We start from the raw sequence: 18866 nt of genomic DNA, 5'->3' as shown, positions 1-18866 counted from the left end.
CGTGTGCGGTGGCGATGGTCGGCTCCGGTACGGGACGAAAGGACGGTCACCGACGAGTCCAGACGCCGGCGGATTGTTGGGCAGCCCCGATCCGCGGTGCCCAACAATCAGCCGGGAGGCGGTTGTTAGCGTGGGTGGGCGAACGGGGGGAGGCCCGCATGGGGCGCCGGGAGAAACCACTGGACCCGGGGGAGGGTCCGGTACAGCGGTTCGCCTACGAGTTGCGCAAGCTGCGCGACGAGACGGGCGGCCTGACCTACCGCGCGATGGCGGAGCGCGCGGGCTACTCCGCGCCGACCCTGGCCGCGGCGGCGGGCGGGGAGCGGCTGCCGTCCCTCGCGGTGCTCACCGCCTACGTCACCGCGTGCGGCGGTGATCCGGACGCCTGGGCGCGGCGGCTGCGGGAGGCCGTCGAGGAGCGGCGCGCCCCGGACGACGGCGCCGGCCCCTACCCGGGTCTGGCCCGCTTCGGGACCGGGGACCAGGAGCACTTCCACGGCCGGGACGACCTGATCGGCGAACTCCTCCGGCTCACGGACCGGACCCGGTTCGCGGCGGTCGTGGGGGCCTCGGGCAGCGGCAAGTCGTCCCTGTTGCGGGCCGGTCTGGTGCCCGCGCTGCGTGGCCGCGACGGTGACCGGCCGGCCGTCGTCCGGCTGCTCACCCCGGGCCCCCGTCCGGCCAGGACCCACCAGCGGCTGCTCACCCCGCACGAGGGCCCCGGCGACACCCTCCTCGTCGTCGACCAGTTCGAGGAGCTCTTCACCCTCTGCACCGAACCCGGCGAACGCGACCGCTTCCTCGGCCAGTTGCTCACCGCTCGCGACCCCGCCTCCCGGCTGCGCGTGGTGATCGCCGTCCGCGCCGACTTCTACGGCCGCTGCGCCGAGCACGGCCCGCTCGCCGAGGCCCTGCGGGACGCCGCGCTGCTGGTCGGGCCGCTGTCGCCGCGCGGGCTGCGCGAGGCCGTGGTCCGGCCCGCCGCCGCCCACCGGCTGGTCGTCGAACGCGCCCTGACGGCCCGGATCGTCGCGGACGTCGCCGGTGAGCCCGGGGGACTGCCGCTGATGGCGCACGCCCTGCGGGAGGTGTGGCGCCGCCGCTCCGGCAAGGCCCTCACCCTCGCCGCCTACGAGGCCATCGGCGGGGTGCGGGGCGCCGTCGCGCACACCGCCGAGGCGGTCCACGCCCGCTGCACCCCCGCCGAGGCCGCCGCGGCCCGGGCGCTGCTGCTGCGGCTGGTGCAGCCCGGCGACGGCACCGAGGACACCCGGCGGCCGGTCTCCCGCACCGAGCTGGACGCCGACGACACCACCGCGCAGGTGCTCGAACACCTGGTCCGCGAGCGTCTGCTGACGGTGGACGGGGACATCGTCGAACTCGCCCACGAGGCCCTGATCGGTGCCTGGCCCCGGCTGCGCGACTGGGTGGCGGAGGACCGCGACCGGCTGCGCCTGCACCGCACGCTCACCGAAGCCGCCCACGCCTGGGCGGAGCTGGGCCGTGACGCGGGCGCGCTCTACCGGGGGATACGGCTGACGGAGGCGCGGCGGGCGTTCGGCGACGGAGCCGGACTGAGCCGTCTGGAACGCGACTTCCTCACCGCCGGCATCGCCGCCCACGACAGCGCCCTGCGCTCGGCGACCCGGACGGCCCGCCGGCTGCGCGCGCTGACCGGCGCCCTGGCGGTGCTGCTCTGCCTGGCGGTGGTCGCGGGCGTGACCGCCTGGCGGGAGAGCGGGGTCAGTTCCCGGCAGCGCGACGAGGCCGAGGCCCGCCGGGCCGCCGCCCTCGCGGAGACCCTGCGCGCCACCGAGCCACGCACCGCGATGCGGCTCGCCCTCGCCGCCTGGCGCACCGCCGATCTGCCGGAGACCCGCACGGCGTTGCGCTCGGCGGCGGGCCAGAGCGAGCAGGACGTCTTCGTCCAGCCCGAGGAGGGCGGCCGCGCCCTGAACGCGCCCGCCTGGCTCAGCCACGACGGGCGTATCCTCACCGCGGTCGTGCGCGACCGGGCCGTTCAGTGGGACGTGCCGGGCCACCGCCGGCTGCGGTCGGTGCCGCTGGACGGGCTGGCCGAGAACGTGGTCGACGTCAGCGACGACGGCCGCCTGATCGCCTACCGCACCCCCGGCAGCCGGAACGGCCTGGTCATCGCCGGTCTGACGGACGGCAGCAGGCACCGCCTGCCGACCGGCCCCTGGACCGACACCGACGTCGCCTTCGGGGCCGGCGGGCAGACGCTCGTCCTGCGCCGGCTCGACCACGGCTCGTCCGACGGGCGGGCCGTGCTGGAGGTGTGGGACGTACGCCGCGAACGCCGGATCCTGCAGTACGACCGCGGCGACGACGACGGTGCCCTGCCCGTGCTGAGCGCCGACGACCGCCACCTCGCCTGGTGCGCGCGGGACGGGGAACAGCTGAAGATCCTCGACGTCGCCGAGGGACGACCGGTGCCCGGCGAGGCGCCTGCTGCGACCCAACGCGCGGTGTGCCAGGGCGAGCTCACCTTCACCGCCGACCAGCGGGCCGTGGCGTCCGGCACCCCCGCGGGGATCGTGACCTGGGACTTCCGGGCCGGGCGGGAACGGCCCCGGCTGCCGATCGCGGGCGGCGCGCACCAGGTGGCGTTCGTTGGTGCGTACGCCCTGGCGTGGGGTCCGGACAGCATCACCGTGTGGCGTCCGGACCTTCCGGCGCCCGCCGGTGGGGGCCCGCGCGAGCCGCTGCTCGCTCTCGCGCCCGCCTCCTCGGCGGTCGGCGACATCCGGCTCGACCTCGCGGGCGGAGTGCTGCGCCTGCGGGAGGCCGGCCGGACCAGCGTCGTACGGACCTACTCACTGCACGGGCTGGCGGGCCCGGCCTGGTCGGACCGGGCCGCGGCCGGGGAGGAGACCGAGGGCGGGCGGGCGGCCGTCCTGGGCCGCACCGCCCTCACCGACGAGGGCGCGGTGGTGGACGCCTCGACCGGCCGGAGGATCGAGGGGGCCAAGGGCGTGACCGGTGAGGACTTCCTGCGGGCCGCCGCCTTCAGCCCCGACGGCCGGTATCTCGTCGCCGAGGACGTGGTCGGCCGGCTGACCCTGTGGGACGCCCGCACCTGGCGTCGGCTCGCCGTCCTGCGGGCCGCGGCCTCCACGGTCCACCGTGCGGCGCTGGCGTTCTCCGCGGACGGCACGCTCCTCGCGGCCGGCGCTCCCGACGGATCCGTGCAGGTGTGGGAGACGGACACCCCCGGGCTCGCCGCGGCCACCCTCCCGGCCGGGGACGGCCCGGCGGTCGGCCTCGCCTTCGCCCACGGCGAGTTGCGCATCACCAGCGCCCATCTGCCCGTACGGAAGCGGCCGTTGACGCCCGAGCGGGCGGCGGCCGAGGTGTGCGCCCGGGCGGCGGGCGGGGCGAGCGAGACGGAGTGGCGCCGTCATCTGCCCTCGGTGCCGTACCGCGAGACCTGCGGTGACCGCCCTTGACTTGGAGAGCGCTCCAACTGATGAACTCCCCCTCACCGAACGACAACAGGGGGCAACCATGACCGACTCTCCGGTCGCACTCATCACCGGCGGCGGCAGCGGCATCGGCGCCGCCGCGGCGCGCCGGCTGCTGGACGCCGGGCACCGGGTGGCCGTCACCGGCCGCGGCGAGGCGCGGCTGCGCGGCTTCGCCGAGGAACTCGGCCATCCCGAGGGGCTGTTGACGATCGTCGGGGACGCCGCGGACCACGAGCAGATCCAGGGCGCGGTGGAGACCACGCTGAAGCGGTTCGGGCGCCTCGACACGGTCGTCGCCAACGCCGGCATCGCCACCCATGACTCGGTCGCCGAGGGGGACCCGGCCGGCTGGCCGGAGATGATCCTGACCAACGTCCTCGGACCGGCGCTGCTCATCCGCGCCTCGATCGACGCCCTGAAGGAGACCCGGGGCCGGATCGTGCTGGTCGGCAGTGTCGCCGGGTTCGTGCACACGCCGGGCAACCTCTACGGCGCGACCAAGTGGGCGGTGACCGGGCTCGCCGAGAACACCCGCCGTGAGGTGACCGAGTGGGGCGTCGGCGTGACGCTGATCGCGCCGGGCCGGGTGGAGACGCCGTTCTGGGACGGCTACGGCAGCCTGCCGCCCGGGCATCTGCTCACCGCCGACCAGCTCGCCGACTCGATCGTCTGGGCGATCCGCCAGCCGGACGGGGTCGACGTGAACACCGTCGTCGTACGGCCGGTCGGACAGCCCAACTGACGGGCGCGGGCGGCCCGGTGACCCGGACCGCCCGCGCTGGACGGCTCAGACGACGTCGAACGTCGCGGGGTCCGGACCGATCCGGCGGTCCTCGTTCAGCGCGCTGATCGCCGCCAGGTCCTCGTCGTCCAGGCGGAAGTCGAACACGTCGATGTTCTCCTGGATCCGGGACGGCGTGACCGACTTCGGGATCACCACGTTGCCGAGCTGGAGGTGCCAGCGCAGCACGACCTGGGCCGGGGTGCGGTCGTGCTTCCGGGCGATGGCCACGATCGCCGGGACCTCCAGCAGGCCCTTGCCCTGGCCGAGCGGCGACCAGGCCTCGGTGGCGATGCCGTGCTCCGCGTGGAACGCCCGGGAGGCGTGCTGCTGGAGGTGCGGGTGCAGCTCGATCTGGTTGACGGCCGGGACGACGGACGTCTCGCCGATCAGCCGCTCGAGGTGCTCCGGCAGGAAGTTGGACACGCCGATCGCCTTGACGCGGCCGTCGGCGTGCAGCTTCTCGAACGCCTTGTAGGTGTCGACGTAGGTGTCCCGGGCCGGCAGCGGCCAGTGGATGAGGTACAGGTCCACGTAGTCCAGGCCGAGCTTGGCCAGCGACGTGTCGAAGGCGCGCAGGGTGGTGTCGTACCCCTGCTCGGAGTTCCAGAGCTTGGTGGTGACGAAGAGGTCCTTGCGGGGGATGCCGGCGGCGGTGATGGCCTTGCCGGTGCCCTCCTCATTGCCGTAGATCGCCGCTGTGTCGATGCTGCGGTACCCGGCCTCCAGAGCCGTGCTGACCGCCTGCTCCGCCTCGTCGTCCGGCACCTGCCACACGCCGAAGCCCAGCTGGGGCATCTCGACGCCGTTGTTGAGGATGATCGGGGGAACCTTGCTCACGAGCTCGTGATCCTTACGGTTGTCGTCAAGTGGTACTCCCATCGTCAACGATCACGGGCCGCGATGCATTCCTGATCGCGCAATCCGTACGGAGTCCGACCTGAACCCTCAGGCCGGGTACAGCGCCGCCACCTCGCCGGCGTAGGCCTTCTCGATCGCCCTGCGCTTCAGCTTCAGCGACGGGGTGAGCAGGCCGTGCTCCTCGGTGAAGGGCTGGGCGAGGACACGGAAGGTACGGATCGACTCGGCCTGCGAGACCAGGGTGTTCGCGGCGACCACCGCGCGCCGCACCTCCGCCTCCAGGTCGGCGTCGCGCACCAGGTCGGCCGGGGGCAGCCGCCGCTTGCCGCGCATGGCCAGCCAGTGGTCCACGGCCTCCTGGTCGAGGGTGACCAGCGCTGCGATGTACGGGCGGTCGTTGCCGACGACGATGCACTGGGCGACCAGCGGATGGTCCCGGACCCGCTCCTCCAGCACCCCCGGCGAGACGCTCTTGCCGCCCGAGGTGACCAGGATCTCCTTCTTGCGCCCGGTGATGGTGAGATAGCCGTCCTCGTCGAGGGAGCCGAGGTCACCGGTGGCCAGCCAGCCGTCGTGCAGGGCCTCGTCGGTGGCCTTGGGGTTGTTGAGATAGCCCTGGAAGACGTTGGCGCCGCGCAGCCAGATCTCCCCGTCGTCCGCGATGTGCACGCTCATCCCGGGGATGGGCTGTCCGACCGAGCCGTAGCGGGTGCGCTCGGGCGGGTTGGCGGTGGCCGCCGCCGTGGACTCGGTCAGGCCGTAGCCCTCGTAGATGTGCACGCCCGCGCCCGCGAAGAACAGGCCGAGCCGGCGGTCCATCGCCGAGCCGCCGGACATGGCGTGCCGGATCCGGCCGCCCATCGCGGCCCGCATCTTGCCGTAGACGAGCTTGTCGAAGAGCTGGTGCTGCATGCGCAGGCCGGCCGAGGGGCCGGGCCCGATCCCCCAGGCCCTGGCCTCCATGGCGTCCGCGTACTTCACCGCGACCTCGACGGCCTTCTCGAAGGCGCCCGCCCGGCCCTCCTGCTCGGCCTTGCGGCGGGCGGCGTTGAAGACCTTCTCGAAGATGTACGGCACGGCGAGGAAGAAGGTCGGCCGGAACGCGGCGAGGTCGGGCAGCAGGGCGGCGGCGTTCATCTGCGGCTGATGGCCGAAGCGGACGCCCCCGCGGACCGCGGCGACCTGCACCATACGGCCGAACACATGCGCGAGCGGCAGGAAGAGCAGGGTCGCCGCCTCGTCGCCCTTCTTCGAGTGGAAGACCGGCTCCCAGCGCTCGATGACGGTGTCCGCCTCGTACATGAAGTTGCCGTGGGTCAGGACACAGCCCTTGGGGCGGCCGGTGGTGCCGGAGGTGTAGATGACGGTCGCGACCGAGTCGGGGGTGACCGCCTGGCGGTGCCGGTGCACCACCTCGTCGTCGAGGTGGGCGCCGGCGTCGTACAGCTCCGGGACGCAGCCCGCGTCGAGCTGCCACAGCTCGCGCAGCCGCGGCAGCCGGTCGATGACCGTGGCGATGGTCATCGCCTGGTCCTCGTGCTCGACGACCGCCGCCGAGACCTCCGCGTCGTGCAGCATCCAGAAGCACTGCTCGGCGGAGGAGGTCGGGTAGACCGGCACCACCTGGGCGCCGATGGTCCACAGGGCGAAGTCGAAGAGGGTCCACTCGTAGCGGGTGGGGGACATGATGGCGACCCGGTCGCCGAACCGGACGCCCCGGGCGAGCAGCCCCTTGGCCAGGGCGAGCACCTCGTCGCGGAACTCGGCGGAGGTCACGTCCCGCCAGCGGCCGGCGTCGTCCTTGCGGCCGAGGGCCACATGCGCCGGATCCTCCCGGGCACGCTCGAACACCACGTCGGCCAGTCCGCCCACCGGCGGGGCCGACGCCGACGGAGGGTTGGTGAACTCGCGCAAACCCCGCTCCCCGCTTTCGACGCTCCGCACAGAGCCGTGAAAGCTACCCCACGCTCCTCTCGGACGGGAGGGGGCAAAAAGCCGGGCGGGGCCCGGGTACGCACAGGTCAGTGGCGGAAAATGCGCCCACATGGGGAAAGGTCGGACAGAAAACTGACCGTTCAGTAAGTTTCGGTGCCGTAATCTCCACCGAATCTGTACGAGCACATCAGCGGCGGTGCAGTCGCTCCCCGCCCGCCAGGATCGCCGCCGCCAGCGCCTCGGCCGCTCCCTGGGCGGCCGTCCGCCGCTGCCCGTGGACCAGCACGAAGTCCACCCGGCCCAGCTCCGGCAGCCCCGACCGCTGCGCCATCCTGACCAGCCCCGGCGGGATCAGCCCCCGCGAGTGCGCCATCACGCCCAGGCCCGCCCGGGCCGCCGCGATCAGGCCGTTGAGGCTGCCGCTGGTGCACACGATCCGCCACTCCCGCCCCTGGCGCTCCAGGGCCTCCAGCGCCAGGGCGCGGGTGATGCCCGGGGGCGGATAGACGATCAGCGGCACCGGGCGGTCCGCCTCCAGCCGCAGCCGCTCCGCCCCGATCCACACCAGCCGGTCGTGCCACACCAGCTCGCCCCCCGGCTCCTCCGGACGGCGCTTGGCGAGGACCAGGTCCAGCTTTCCGGCGGCCAGCTGCTCGTGCAGGGTGCCCGAGAGCTCCACCGTCAGCTCCAGGTCGACCTCCGGATGCTCGTACCGGAAGCCCTCCAGGATCTCCGGCAGCCGGGTCAGCACGAAGTCCTCGGACGCGCCGAAGCGCAGGCGCCCGCGCAGCCGGGTCCCGGTGAAGAAGGCCGCCGCCTGCTCGTGGACCTCCAGCATCCGCCGGGCGAAGCCGAGCATCGCCTCGCCGTCCTCGGTCAGCTCCACCGAGTGGGTGTCCCGGGCGAAGAGCTGCCGCCCCGTGGCGTCCTCCAGCCGCCGTACGTGCTGGCTGACCGTCGACTGGCGCAGCCCGAGCCGCCGGGCGGCCTGGGTGAAGCTCAGCGTCTGGGCGACCGCCAGGAACGTGCGCAGCTGGGAGGGGTCGTACACGCCCCCAGACTAGCGCGGCTATCGCGGAACGTGATGACAGTCAGAGCGGTATGCCGGATTCCCGATCAGGCCGCCGGGGAGGACGATGGGGAGGGCACGACCGTGCCCTCGGACCGGACGTACAGCGAAGTAGTGGAGCACAGTGAAACGCCTGCGATGGCCGCGTCGGCTGCCGATCGACCCGTACATCCTGCTGCTGCTCGGCACGGTGGGGCTGGCCGCCCTGCTGCCGGCGCGCGGGACGGGGGCCGAGGTGGCCTCCGGTGCCTCGACGGCGGCGATCGCGCTCCTCTTCTTCCTCTACGGCGCCCGTCTCTCCACCCGGGAGGCGCTGGACGGACTGCGCCACTGGCGACTTCACCTCACCGTGCTGGCCTGCACCTTCGTCGTCTTCCCGGTGCTCGGCCTGGCGGCCCGCGGACTCGTCCCGGTGCTGCTGACGGACCCCCTCTACCAGGGCCTGCTCTTCCTCACCCTGGTGCCCTCCACCGTCCAGTCGTCGATCGCGTTCACCTCGATCGCCCGCGGCAACGTGCCCGCCGCCATCTGCGCGGGCTCCTTCTCCTCGCTGGTCGGCATCGTCGCGACCCCCCTCCTCGCGGCGAGCCTGCTCGGCGGCGCCGGCGGCTTCTCCGCCGACTCCGTGCTGAAGATCGTGCTGCAGCTGCTGGTGCCGTTCCTCGCCGGGCAGGTGCTGCGCCGCTGGATCGGCGGCTTCCTCACCCGCCACAAGAAGGTCCTCGGCCTGGTGGACCGCGGCTCCATCCTGCTCGTCGTCTACACCGCCTTCAGCGAGGGCATGGTCCAGGGCGTCTGGCACCAGGTCAGACCCGCCCGGCTGGGCGGACTGCTCGCCGTCGAGGCCGTGCTGCTCGCCGTGATGCTCACGCTGACCTGGTACGGCGCCAAGGCGCTGCGGTTCGGCCGGGAGGACCGGATCGCCATCCAGTTCGCCGGCTCCAAGAAGTCCCTTGCCGCCGGGCTGCCCATGGCGAGCGTCCTGTTCGGCGCGCACGCCTCGCTGGCCGTGCTGCCGCTGATGCTCTTCCACCAGATGCAGCTGATGGTGTGTGCGGTGATCGCCAAGCGGCGCTCCCGCGACCCCGTCACGGAGGTCACCCCCCGGCCGCCAGCCGGAGGGTCACGAACCGCGGTCGGTACAGGGCGACGTTCCGGCTGAGCTGGGCGGCGGCACCGGTAATCTCCAGCCAGTTGACGTCGTAGCTGAGCACCAGCCGCCCGTCCTCGCTGAGTTCGGGGTGGGTCTGCGGGTTGTACGCGGCCACCTGCCCGTCCGGCAGGGAGGGGCTGAAGTCCTTGGCCGGCCCGTGCCAGGGCCCGGTGGGCGAGCAGGACCAGTACGAGGTCACGGTCGTCAGCCCCGCCCCGCCCGCCGCCATGGTGAACAGCACATACGTCCGCCCGTCGCGCACCACCGAGAAGGCGCTGCCCACCCCGGTGCGCCGCTCGTCCCCGAGCACCGCGCGCGGGCGGACGCCCACCGCCCACTCCTCGCCGTCCCAGTACTCCCAGGCGCCCGGATCGGCGAGACCGCCCTCGGGGACCCGGGCGACGTACGCCCGTGACGCCGGACGGGACACCGCCCGGCCGTCGTCGCCGCCGAAGACGTAGGTGAAGCCGTCCTGCTCCACCAGCGTCGTGCCGAACAGCACGCGCCGGGACGGATCGGGGACCTGCTGCTGGTCGAAGACCTTGACCGTCGACTCGACGCGCAGATCGGGCAGCGAGAGCGTGGCGACCTCGGTGGCGGTGGGCACGCCGTAGATCCACGGCGACTGGCCGTTCGTCCGCACCCACAGCAGCACCCGCAGGACCTGTTCCGAGGAGCCGGGGGAGCGGGGCTCGACGCGTGCCGCGACCGGCCAGCGCCACTGCCCCGGCGCGGGATCGGGGAAGAGGGGGGCGGGCAGGGTGCTCTCCAGCCGTCCGTCCCGCATCACGACCGCCGAGTTCCGCACCATCGGCGCCGTGGTGTCCCGCCAGGCGTAGGACTCGCCGACCGGGTTGGGCGGGGCGTGCACCTGGCCCAGATAGGTGTCCGAGAACAGCCACACCACCCGTCCGTCCGGCAGCCGCACCGAGTGGGTGCCGTCGCCGCCGGTCCAGTCGTCGGTGCGCGAGGCATCGTTGCCGTAGCGCGCGAACTCCGAGGTGAGCCGCTGGTCGGCGGACCAGGCCCGGACGGTACGGGGTGCGCAGGCGCCGTCCGTGTCGTCGTCCTCGGGGAGCGCGGTGAGCAGCACGGCGCCGAGAACGAGGGCCAGCAGCAGACCGAGCCCCGTTCCCGTGCGGTGGCGTACGCGTGCGTCGTCGGGCACGCTCCGGGACGTTAGTGGCAGGAGCGCACCTGGTCCATGGTGCCTCCAAAGACACCCGGCCCTGAACGGGCCAACTGAGGCCAACAGGCCAACCAAGAGCCACTGGACCCAGGCGACCGACCCAGATGCCGGCGAGACCCCAGGCGGCGCAGGGGGCGCTCCCCGCCGCTCGGGGTCCCGCCGTCGTGCAGCGGGGAAACCGTTCAGCCCTGGGTGGCCGCGGCCCGCAGGGCGACGCGGTTCTCGCCCGCGTACACGTTCATGGAGGTGCCCCGCAGGAAGCCCACGAGGGTCAGCCCGGTCTCCGCGGCCAGGTCGACCGCCAGCGAGGAGGGCGCCGACACCGCCGCCAGCACCGGGATCCCGGCCATCACCGCCTTCTGCGCCAGCTCGAAGGAGGCGCGCCCGGAGACCAGCAGGAGTGCGCGGGACAGGGGCAGTTCGCCGTTCTGGAGTGCGCGTCCGACCAGTTTGTCGACCGCGTTGTGCCGCCCGACGTCCTCCCGGATGTCGAGCAGTTCCCCGTCCTCGCTGAACAGGGCCGCCGCGTGCAGCCCTCCGGTGCGGTCGAAGACACGCTGGGCGGCGCGCAGCCGGTCCGGGAGGCTCGCCAGCAGGTCGGGCTCGACGCGGACCGGGGGAGTGTCGGCGATGGGCCAGCGGGCGGTGGTGCGTACGGCGTCCAGGCTGGCCTTGCCGCACAGGCCGCAGGAGGACGTCGTGTAGACGTTGCGCTCCAGGGTGATGTCGGGGATCATCACGCCCGGCGCCGTCTTCACGTCGACCACGTTGTAGGTGTTCGTGCCGTCGGCCGTGGCGCCCGCGCAGTAGACGATGTTCTGCAGTTCTGCCTGCTCCGCGAGGACTCCCTCGCTGACCAGGAACCCGGCGGCGAGCGCGAAGTCGTCGCCGGGGGTGCGCATGGTGATCGCGAGCGGTCTGCCGTTGAGCCGGATCTCCAGGGGTTCCTCGGCGACGAGCGTGTCCGGGCGGGTGGATACCGCCCCGTCCCGGATCCGGATCACCTTGCGTCGTTCCGTGACTCGTCCCATGTCCCCATCAGCCCCGATCAGTTCCGGTTCTGGACGTGCTGGTAGCCGAAGCGGCCCTTGATGCACAGATTGCCGTGGGTCACCGGGTTGTCGTGCGGCGAGGTGACCTTCACGATCTCATTGTCCTGCACGTGCAGCGTGAGGTTGCAGCCCACTCCGCAGTACGCGCACACCGTGGTCGTCTCGGTCTGCCGGGCCTCGTCCCAGGTCCCCGCGGCCCGCATGTCGAACTCGGACTTGAAGGACAGCGCCCCGGTCGGGCACACCTCGATGCAGTTCCCGCAGTACACGCACGCCGAGTCGGTCAGCGGGGCGTCGTGCTCCACCGCGATCCGCGCGTCGAAGCCCCGTCCGGCCACCGAGATCGCGAAGGTGTTCTGCCACTGGTCGCCGCAGGCGTCGACGCACTTGTAGCAGAGGATGCACTTGTCGTAGTCGCGCACGTACAGGTCGTTGTCGATCCTGGGTTCCTCGTTCAGGCGGGCCGCGTCCGGGCCGAAGCGGTCCGGTTCGGCCCCGTACTCCTTGATCCACTCGGCGGCCCGCGGTGTCGTCGACAGGTCGACCGAGGAGGCGAGCAGTTCGAGCACCACCTTGCGGCTGTGCCGCGCGCGCTCGGTGCCGGTGCGGACCTCCATGCCCGGCTCGGCCTTCCGCGAGCAGGCCGGGACCAGGGTGCGGGCCCCTTCGACCTCGACGACACAGACCCGGCAGGCGTTCTTCGGGCGCAGGGTGTCGCCCTCGCACAGGGTCGGGACGTCCGTCCCGGCGGCCCGGCAGGCGTCCAGGATCGTCGAGCCCTCGGGCGCCCGCACGGGCTCCCCGTCGAGGGTGAACTCCAGCAGGCGGCGGGGGATCCCCAGCGGTGTCACGGTCATTCGTACGCCCCCAGGCGGTCGATGGCGGATTCCACGGCGTTCCACGCGGTCTGTCCCAGACCGCAGATCGAGGCGTCCCGCATCGCGCGGCCGACCTCCCTGAGCAGGGCGATGTCCCCGGCGGCCGCCGCGCCCGTGCGCTCGGCGATCCGGTGCAGCGCCTCCTCCTGGCGCACGGTCCCGACCCGGCACGGCACGCACTGCCCGCAGGACTCGTCCCGGAAGAACTCGGCGATCCGCAGCAGCAGCCGGGGCAGCGGGACGGTGTCGTCGAAGGCCATCACCACGCCCGAGCCGAGGGTGGTGCCCGCCTGGCGGGTGCCTTCGAAGGTGAGCGGGATGTCCCGCTCGTCGGGCCGTACGAAGCCGCCCGCGGCGCCGCCCAGCAGCACCGCCCGCAGCCCGTCGCGCACCCCGGCCAGGTCCAGCAGCTCGCCCAGCGTGGCGCCGAAGGGCAGCTCGTAGATCCCGGGGCGCGCCACGCTCCCGGAGACGCAGAACAGCTTCGGCCCGGTGGACTTGGCGGTGCCGATCGCCGCGTACGCCGGGGCGCCCATGGTCAGGATCGGCAGCACGTTGACCAGCGTCTCCACGTTGTTCTCCACCGTCGGCTTGCCGAACAGGCCCTTCTCGACGGGGAACGGCGGCTTGGAGCGCGGCTCGCCCCGGTAGCCCTCGATGGAGTTGAACAGGGCCGTCTCCTCACCGCAGATGTAGGCGCCCGCGCCCCTGCGGATCTCGATGTCGAAGGACCAGCCCTGCCCGAGGACGTCCTCGCCGAGCAGCCCGCGCGCGCGGGCCTGGGTGAGGGCGTGCTCCATGCGCGCCAGGGAGCGCGGGTACTCGCCGCGCAGATACAGGTAGCCCCGGTCCGCGCCGGTCGCGTAGGCGGCGATGGTCATCGCCTCGACCAGGGCGTACGGATCCCCCTCCATGATCACGCGGTCCTTGAAGGTGCCCGGCTCGGACTCGTCGGCGTTGCAGACGAGGTAGTGCGGGCGGTCGGGCTGGGACGCCGTCGCCTGCCACTTGCGTCCCGTGGGGAAGGCGGCGCCGCCCCGGCCGGCCAGGCCCGAGTCGGTCACCTCGCGGATGACGCCGGCCGGGCCGAGGGCGAAGGCCCGGCGCAGGGCGGTGTAGCCGCCGTGGGCGCGGTAGTCGTCGAGGCTCGCCGGGTCCACGACGCCGATCCTGCTGAGCAGGAGCAGGCCCGGGTCCCCGGCCTGGGGGACCGCCAGCGCCGCCGGTGGCTCCTCGGGGGCCGAGTCGGGCGCGGTCGCGGCGAGCACGGCGTCGGGCACGGTGGCCGGCGCCGACACGGCCGTACGCACCGGGTCCCCCGCCCTGATCGCCAGGGCGGCCGGGGCGCGCTCGCACAGGCCCAGGCAGGGGCTGCGCTCGACGTGGACGCCGGGGCCGAGGCCGCTCTCGACGCCGGCGCACAGGCCGGCCGCGCCCGCCGCCGCGCAGGCCAGGTCGGTGCAGACGTGCAGGACGGTCGCGGGGCGGGGCCTGACCGAGAACACGGCGTAGAAGGTGGCGACGCCGTACGCCTCGGCGGGCGGCACCGTCAGGCGGCGGCACAGGTAGTCGAGGGCGCCGTCGCTGATCCAGCCGATCCGGTCGTTGAGGGCGTGCAGCCCCGGCAGCAGCAGGTCCCGGCGGTCGCGGGCCTCGCGTCCGCCGCGCGCCCACCTGAGGTCCGCGTCGGAGCGGTCGGCGCCCTCCCAGGAGGACTCGGGCGGGCCCAGCAGGGCGTCGACGGCGGCCCGTTCGTCGTCCGTCGGCTTGCTGTCGCCGAAGTGCAGGTCCACTTGCGTCACCTCACGATGGTCGCGACGGGGAGCTTGTCGATCCGGATCGCCGACGCCTTGAACTCCGCCGTCCCCGCGATCGGGCAGTTGGCCTCGATCGTCAGCTGGTTGGTGTCCACCTCGTCGGGAAAGTGCATGGTCATGAAGGCGAGCCCGGGCCGGAGCGCGGTGTCGATCCACACCGGCGCGACCACGGCTCCCCGGCGCGAGGTCACCCGGACCTCCTCGCCCACCACGACCCCGTAGCGCTCGGCGTCCTCCGGGCACAGCTCGACGTACTCGCCGCGCCGCATGGGGGAGGCGAAACTGCCGCTCTGCACACCGGTGTTGTAGGAGTCCAGGCGCCGTCCGGTGGTGAGCCGGATCGGGTACTGCTCGTCGGTGAGGTCGACCGGCGGATCGTGCTGGACCAGCCCGAAGGGCGCCGGGCGGCCCCTGCGCGCGCGGTCCGCGTGCCACAACCTGCCGTGCAGGTAGGGCGGTTCGATTCCCTCGGTGCTGGGGCACGGCCACTGGATGCCCTGCTGCTCCGCCAGGCGTGCGTACGTCATCCCGTGGTGGTCCGGGGAGAGGGACCTCAGCTCGTTCCAGACCGCCTCGGCGTCGGCGTACTTCCACTCGTGGCCGAGCCGTGCGGCCAGTTCGCAGATGATGTCGATGTCCTCGCGCGCCTCGCCGGGCGGGGTGAGCGCCCGCCGCACCCGCTGGACCCGCCGCTCGCTGTTGGTGGTGGTGCCGTCGGTCTCGGCCCAGCCGGCGGTCGCGGGCAGCACGACGTCCGCGAGCTCGGCCGTCTTGGTCAGGAAGATGTCCTGGACGACCAGGAAGTCCAGTTGGCGCATGCGCCGTACGGCCTGGTCGCTGTCGGCCTCCGACTGCGCCGGGTTCTCGCCGATGCAGTAGACGGCCTTGAGCGTGCCCTCCTCCATCGCCTCGAACATCTCGGTGAGGTTCAGCCCGTAGTGCGGCTGGATGACGGTGTCCCACGCCGACTCGAACCTCGTCCGGGAGGCGGGGTCGAGGATGTCCTGGAAGCCGGGCAGCCGGTTGGGGATGGCGCCCATGTCGCCGCCGCCCTGGACGTTGTTCTGGCCGCGCAGGGGCTGCAACCCGCTGCCGTAGCGGCCGACATGGCCGGTCAGCAGGGACAGGTTGATCAGCGCGCGGACGTTGTCGGTGCCGTTGTGGTGCTCGGTGATGCCGAGGGTCCAGCACAACTGGGCGCGCTCGGCGCGGGCGTAGGCGTGCGCCAGCTCCCTGATCGCCTGGGCCGGTACGCCGGTCACCTTCTCGGCGAGCGAGAGCGTCCAGGGCTCGACGAGGGCCCGGTACTCCTCGAAGCCGCTGGTCGCCCGCTCGATGAACGCCTCGTTGGCGAGGCCCGCGTGGATGATCTCGCGGCCGATGGCGTGGGCCAGCGGGATGTCGGTGCCGACGTTCAGCCCCATCCAGCTCTCCGCCCACTCGGCGGTGGAGGTGCGGCGCGGGTCGACGGCGTACATCCGGGCGCCGTTCCTGATGCCCTTGAGCACGTGCTGGAAGAAGATCGGGTGCGCGAAGCGGGCGTTGGAGCCCCACATCACGATGACGTCGGTGTGCTCGATCTCCTCGTACGAGGAGGTTCCGCCGCCGGAGCCGAAGGCCGCCGACAGGCCCGCCACGCTCGGGGCGTGACAGGTGCGGTTGCAGGAGTCGACGTTGTTGGTGCCCATGACGACCCGCGCGAACTTCTGGGCCACGTAGTTCATCTCGTTGGTGGCGCGGGCGCAGGAGAACATGCCGAAGGCGCCGCGGTGGCGCCCGATGCCGCGGGCCGCACGCTCCAGGGCCTCCTCCCAACTCGCCTGCCGGAGGGGCTCGTCGCGGGAGTCCCGGACGAGCGGGTGGGTGAGCCGGGTGTAGGTCTTCGGTTGACGTTTCCTCATGCGGCGCTCCTCAAGGCGAGCAGGTCCGAGATGGCGTGCACGGTGCGCAGGGTGGGCACCGGAACGCCGGTGATCTCCGCCAGCTCGACGACCGCCGCGAGGAGCACGTCGAGTTCGAGCGGCTTGCCGCGCTCCAGGTCCTGGAGCGTGGAGGTGCGGTGGTCGCCGACCTTCTCGGCGCCGGCCATCCGGCGTTCGATGGAGACGCCCACCTCGCAGCCGAGGGCCTCGGCGACGGCGAGCGTCTCGGCCATCATGGTCTCGATCACCTTGCGGGTGCCGCCGTGCCGGCACATCTGCCGCATGGTGGCGCGGGCCAGGGCGCTGATCGGGTTGAAGGAGATGTTGCCGAGAAGCTTGAGCCAGATGTCGTTGCGCAGATCGGGCTCGACCGGGCACTTCAGTCCGCCGGCCCGCATGGCCTCGCCGAACGCCAGACAGCGCGCGGAGATGATCCGGTCGGGCTCGCCGATGGAGAACCGGGTGCCTTCCAAGTGCCGTACGACGCCCGGTCCTTCGAGTTCGGTGGCCGCGTAGACGACACAGCCGACGGCCCGTTCGGGCGCGAGCACCGCACTGACCGCGCCGCCCGGGTCGACGCTCTCCACGCGATGGCCGTCGTGGGGGCCGCCGTGCCGGTGGAAGTACCACCAGGGGATGCCGTTCTGGGCCGCGATCACCGCGGTCGTGTCGTGCAGCAGGGGCTCGATCAGCGGCCCGCACGCCGCGTACGAGTTGGCCTTCAGACCCAGGAACACATAGTCGACCGGGCCGATCTCGGCGGGGTCGTCGGTGGCCCGCGCGCGGGCGGTGAAATCGCCGCGCGGGCTGAGCACCCGCACGCCGTGCTGCCGCATGGCCGCCAGATGCGGGCCACGGGCGACGAGATGCACATCGGCGCCCGCGCGGTGGAGCGCGGCACCGACATAGGCGCCGATCGCACCGGCACCGAGGACTGCGACTTTCATACGGGGGAGCTCCGTTCGGTCGAGGGATACCGCGGAGATGGGAACAGTGCCGAGACTCTGTCGACGAAATATTGTCTACAGTATGCTTGTTGAGCCGACAAGGGTACGGGCAAGGTTCGGGCGGGGGTCGGCGCCGTACCGGAAACCGGTCGGTCCGACCGCTCGTCGCGCCCGGGTTACCGCTCACCGCATACGGTCGACGCGTCGCTTCTCAACTCCGCCGCCGGTTCCTACCGTTCTGGATCATGAGTCCCCCCGTCGCGCCACCGGGCTGGAGCCGCTGGCTGGTTCCCCCCGCCGCTCTCTCGGTCCACCTCTCCATCGGCCAGGCCTACGCCTGGTCCGTGTTCAAACCGCCCCTGGAATCCGCGCTCGGCCTCAGCGGCACGCAGAGCGCCCTCCCCTTCCAGCTGGGCATCGTCATGCTGGGCCTGTCCGCCGCGTTCGGCGGCACGCTCGTCGAACGCAACGGCCCGCGCTGGGCCATGACCGTCGCCCTGTGCTGCTTCTCGTCCGGCTTCCTGCTCTCCGCGCTCGGCGCGGCCACCGAGCAGTACTGGCTGATCGTCCTCGGCTACGGCTTCGTCGGCGGGATCGGCCTCGGCATCGGCTACATCTCGCCCGTCTCCACACTGATCAAGTGGTTCCCGGACCGGCCCGGCATGGCCACCGGCATCGCGATCATGGGCTTCGGCGGCGGCGCGCTGATCGCCTCCCCGTGGTCCGCGCAGATGCTGGAGTCCTTCGGCAGCGACTCCTCGGGGATCGCCCTCGCCTTCCTGGTGCACGGCCTGTCGTACGCGGTGTTCATGTCGCTGGGTGTCCTCCTGGTCAGGGTGCCGCGGACCCACCCGGAGGCGCGGGACGGTGTTGGATCTGCGGCTACCGCCGCGGGGGAGCGCTCGACCCCCACCGGCCCGCAGGTGACCGCGAACCAAGCCGTCCGCACCCCCCAGTTCTGGTGCCTGTGGGTCGTGCTCTGCATGAACGTGACCGCGGGCATCGGCATCCTGGAGAAGGCCGCACCGATGATCACGGACTTCTTCGCGGACACCTCGACAACGGTGTCAGCGACCGCCGCGGCCGGTTTCGTCGCCCTGCTGTCGGCCGCCAACATGGCCGGCCGCATCGGCTGGTCCTCCACCTCCGACCTGATCGGGCGGAAGAACATCTACCGCCTCTACCTGGGCGCCGGCGCGCTGATGTACGCCGCCATCGCCCTGTTCGGCGACTCCTCCAAGCCGCTGTTCATCCTGTGCGCCCTGGTGATCCTCTCCTTCTACGGCGGCGGCTTCGCGACGATCCCCGCCTATCTGAAGGACCTCTTCGGCACCCACCAGGTCGGCGCGATCCACGGCCGGCTGCTCACCGCCTGGTCCACCGCCGGCGTCCTCGGACCGCTGATCGTGAACTGGATCGCCGACCGGCAGGAGGCGGCGGGCAGAACCGGTGCCTCGCTGTACGGCCTGTCCTTCGTCATCATGATCGGCCTGCTGGTCGTCGGCCTCGTCGCCAATGAACTGGTCCGGCCCGTCCACCCCCGCCACCACATCCCCGCACCCCGGCAGGAGGCCGCCGATGCCGCACGACAGCAGCCAGAGTCCGCCTGACCGGCGCGCGCTGATCGCCTTCGCCTGGCTGTGGGTGGGGGCACCGCTCTGCTACGGGCTCTACGAACTCGTCCAGAAGGCGGCACAGCTGTTCACCGGGTAGCTGTCAGGGCGTCCGAGGGGCTGACCGAAGCCGACAACCCGGGCGCCCGATTCCTGTGACT

At 72.6% G+C, this 18866-nt stretch carries 14 protein-coding genes; 5 read left to right on the top strand and 9 right to left on the bottom strand.

The annotated features are described in order from the left end of the window. The first annotated feature begins 158 nt into the window (after nt 1-158). Together ACWD1Z_RS05975 and ACWD1Z_RS05970 are read left to right on the top strand one after the other, a co-directional pair. On the top strand, nt 159-3470 hold the full coding sequence (locus ACWD1Z_RS05975; protein ID WP_451115908.1) for an nSTAND1 domain-containing NTPase: 3312 nt from the start codon (nt 159-161) through the stop codon (nt 3468-3470). A 58-nt stretch (nt 3471-3528) separates the two neighbouring features. After that, nucleotides 3529-4230, top strand: a complete 702-nt coding sequence (locus ACWD1Z_RS05970) for an SDR family oxidoreductase (protein ID WP_451115906.1) — start codon at nt 3529-3531, stop codon at nt 4228-4230. A gap of 45 nt (nt 4231-4275) precedes the next feature. Here the strand turns inward: ACWD1Z_RS05970 and ACWD1Z_RS05965 are convergent, their stop codons facing one another. From ACWD1Z_RS05965 to ACWD1Z_RS05955, 3 genes are all read right to left on the bottom strand, one after another. Continuing rightward, on the bottom strand, nt 4276-5067 hold the full coding sequence (locus ACWD1Z_RS05965; protein WP_451116335.1) for an aldo/keto reductase: 792 nt from the start codon (nt 5065-5067) through the stop codon (nt 4276-4278). 150 nt (nt 5068-5217) lie between these two features. After that, nucleotides 5218-7044 carry an AMP-dependent synthetase/ligase gene (locus ACWD1Z_RS05960; protein ID WP_451115905.1) on the bottom strand — a complete coding sequence of 609 codons (1827 nt, stop codon included), beginning with the start codon at nt 7042-7044 and terminating at the stop codon, nt 5218-5220. A gap of 208 nt (nt 7045-7252) precedes the next feature. After that, the gene (locus ACWD1Z_RS05955) at nt 7253-8116 is read right to left on the bottom strand and encodes a LysR substrate-binding domain-containing protein (RefSeq protein WP_451115904.1); all 864 of its coding nucleotides are present in this window, start codon (nt 8114-8116) and stop codon (nt 7253-7255) included. A gap of 142 nt (nt 8117-8258) precedes the next feature. On the opposite strand from ACWD1Z_RS05955, the gene ACWD1Z_RS05950 reads away from it, so the two are divergent. Next, a complete protein-coding gene (locus ACWD1Z_RS05950; RefSeq protein WP_451115902.1) occupies nt 8259-9296 on the top strand; it encodes a bile acid:sodium symporter family protein in 1038 nt (345 codons plus the stop codon). On the opposite strand, the gene ACWD1Z_RS05945 is transcribed toward ACWD1Z_RS05950, so the two are convergent. From ACWD1Z_RS05945 to ACWD1Z_RS05920, 6 genes are all read right to left on the bottom strand, one after another. Next, the gene (locus ACWD1Z_RS05945) at nt 9232-10455 is read right to left on the bottom strand and encodes a DUF4185 domain-containing protein (RefSeq protein WP_451115900.1); all 1224 of its coding nucleotides are present in this window, start codon (nt 10453-10455) and stop codon (nt 9232-9234) included. The genes ACWD1Z_RS05950 and ACWD1Z_RS05945 overlap by 65 nt on opposite strands. A gap of 203 nt (nt 10456-10658) precedes the next feature. Continuing rightward, the gene (gene fdhD / locus ACWD1Z_RS05940) at nt 10659-11507 is read right to left on the bottom strand and encodes a formate dehydrogenase accessory sulfurtransferase FdhD (protein ID WP_451115898.1); all 849 of its coding nucleotides are present in this window, start codon (nt 11505-11507) and stop codon (nt 10659-10661) included. A 17-nt stretch (nt 11508-11524) separates the two neighbouring features. Beyond that, nucleotides 11525-12385 (bottom strand): 2Fe-2S iron-sulfur cluster-binding protein, encoded by an 861-nt coding sequence (locus tag ACWD1Z_RS05935; protein WP_451115897.1) that lies wholly within the window; start codon nt 12383-12385, stop codon nt 11525-11527. Next, entirely contained in the window at nt 12382-14199 is a 1818-nt protein-coding gene (locus tag ACWD1Z_RS05930; RefSeq protein ID WP_451116334.1) for an NADH-ubiquinone oxidoreductase-F iron-sulfur binding region domain-containing protein, read from the bottom strand. The genes ACWD1Z_RS05935 and ACWD1Z_RS05930 overlap by 4 nt, the downstream gene beginning before the upstream one ends. Before the next feature lie 5 nt (nt 14200-14204). Beyond that, complete coding sequence (locus ACWD1Z_RS05925) at nt 14205-16124, bottom strand: molybdopterin oxidoreductase family protein (protein ID WP_451115895.1); 1920 nt, start codon at nt 16122-16124, stop codon at nt 14205-14207. After that, the gene (locus ACWD1Z_RS05920; RefSeq protein WP_451115894.1) at nt 16121-17092 is read right to left on the bottom strand and encodes a 2-dehydropantoate 2-reductase; all 972 of its coding nucleotides are present in this window, start codon (nt 17090-17092) and stop codon (nt 16121-16123) included. The genes ACWD1Z_RS05925 and ACWD1Z_RS05920 overlap by 4 nt, the downstream gene beginning before the upstream one ends. A gap of 245 nt (nt 17093-17337) precedes the next feature. Here ACWD1Z_RS05920 and ACWD1Z_RS05915 point away from each other — a divergent pair, with 245 nt between their 5' ends. Together ACWD1Z_RS05915 and ACWD1Z_RS05910 are read left to right on the top strand one after the other, a co-directional pair. After that, nucleotides 17338-18702: an OFA family MFS transporter gene (locus ACWD1Z_RS05915; RefSeq protein WP_451115892.1), complete on the top strand. Its 1365-nt coding sequence runs from the start codon at nt 17338-17340 to the stop codon at nt 18700-18702. Continuing rightward, a complete protein-coding gene (locus ACWD1Z_RS05910; RefSeq protein WP_451115890.1) occupies nt 18671-18805 on the top strand; it encodes an MFS transporter small subunit in 135 nt (44 codons plus the stop codon). Before ACWD1Z_RS05915 ends, ACWD1Z_RS05910 begins: the two co-directional genes overlap by 32 nt. Nucleotides 18806-18866: the final 61 nt, after the last annotated feature.

The organism is Streptomyces sp. NPDC002784, assembly GCF_053592135.1.
Note: the sequence above shows the minus strand (reverse complement) of the source record. Positions and strands in the feature narration are given on the sequence as shown.

Coding starts and splice junctions, on each gene's coding strand:
- ACWD1Z_RS05975 (WP_451115908.1), top strand. CDS start 159: ATGGGGCGCCGGGAGAAACCACTGGACCCGGGGGAGGGTCCGGTACAG.
- ACWD1Z_RS05970 (WP_451115906.1), top strand. CDS start 3,529: ATGACCGACTCTCCGGTCGCACTCATCACCGGCGGCGGCAGCGGCATC.
- ACWD1Z_RS05965 (WP_451116335.1), bottom strand. CDS start 5,067: ATGCCCCAGCTGGGCTTCGGCGTGTGGCAGGTGCCGGACGACGAGGCG.
- fdhD (WP_451115898.1), bottom strand. CDS start 11,507: ATGGGACGAGTCACGGAACGACGCAAGGTGATCCGGATCCGGGACGGG.
- ACWD1Z_RS05935 (WP_451115897.1), bottom strand. CDS start 12,385: ATGACCGTGACACCGCTGGGGATCCCCCGCCGCCTGCTGGAGTTCACC.
- ACWD1Z_RS05925 (WP_451115895.1), bottom strand. CDS start 16,124: ATGAGGAAACGTCAACCGAAGACCTACACCCGGCTCACCCACCCGCTC.
- ACWD1Z_RS05920 (WP_451115894.1), bottom strand. CDS start 17,092: ATGAAAGTCGCAGTCCTCGGTGCCGGTGCGATCGGCGCCTATGTCGGT.
- ACWD1Z_RS05915 (WP_451115892.1), top strand. CDS start 17,338: ATGAGTCCCCCCGTCGCGCCACCGGGCTGGAGCCGCTGGCTGGTTCCC.
- ACWD1Z_RS05910 (WP_451115890.1), top strand. CDS start 18,671: ATGCCGCACGACAGCAGCCAGAGTCCGCCTGACCGGCGCGCGCTGATC.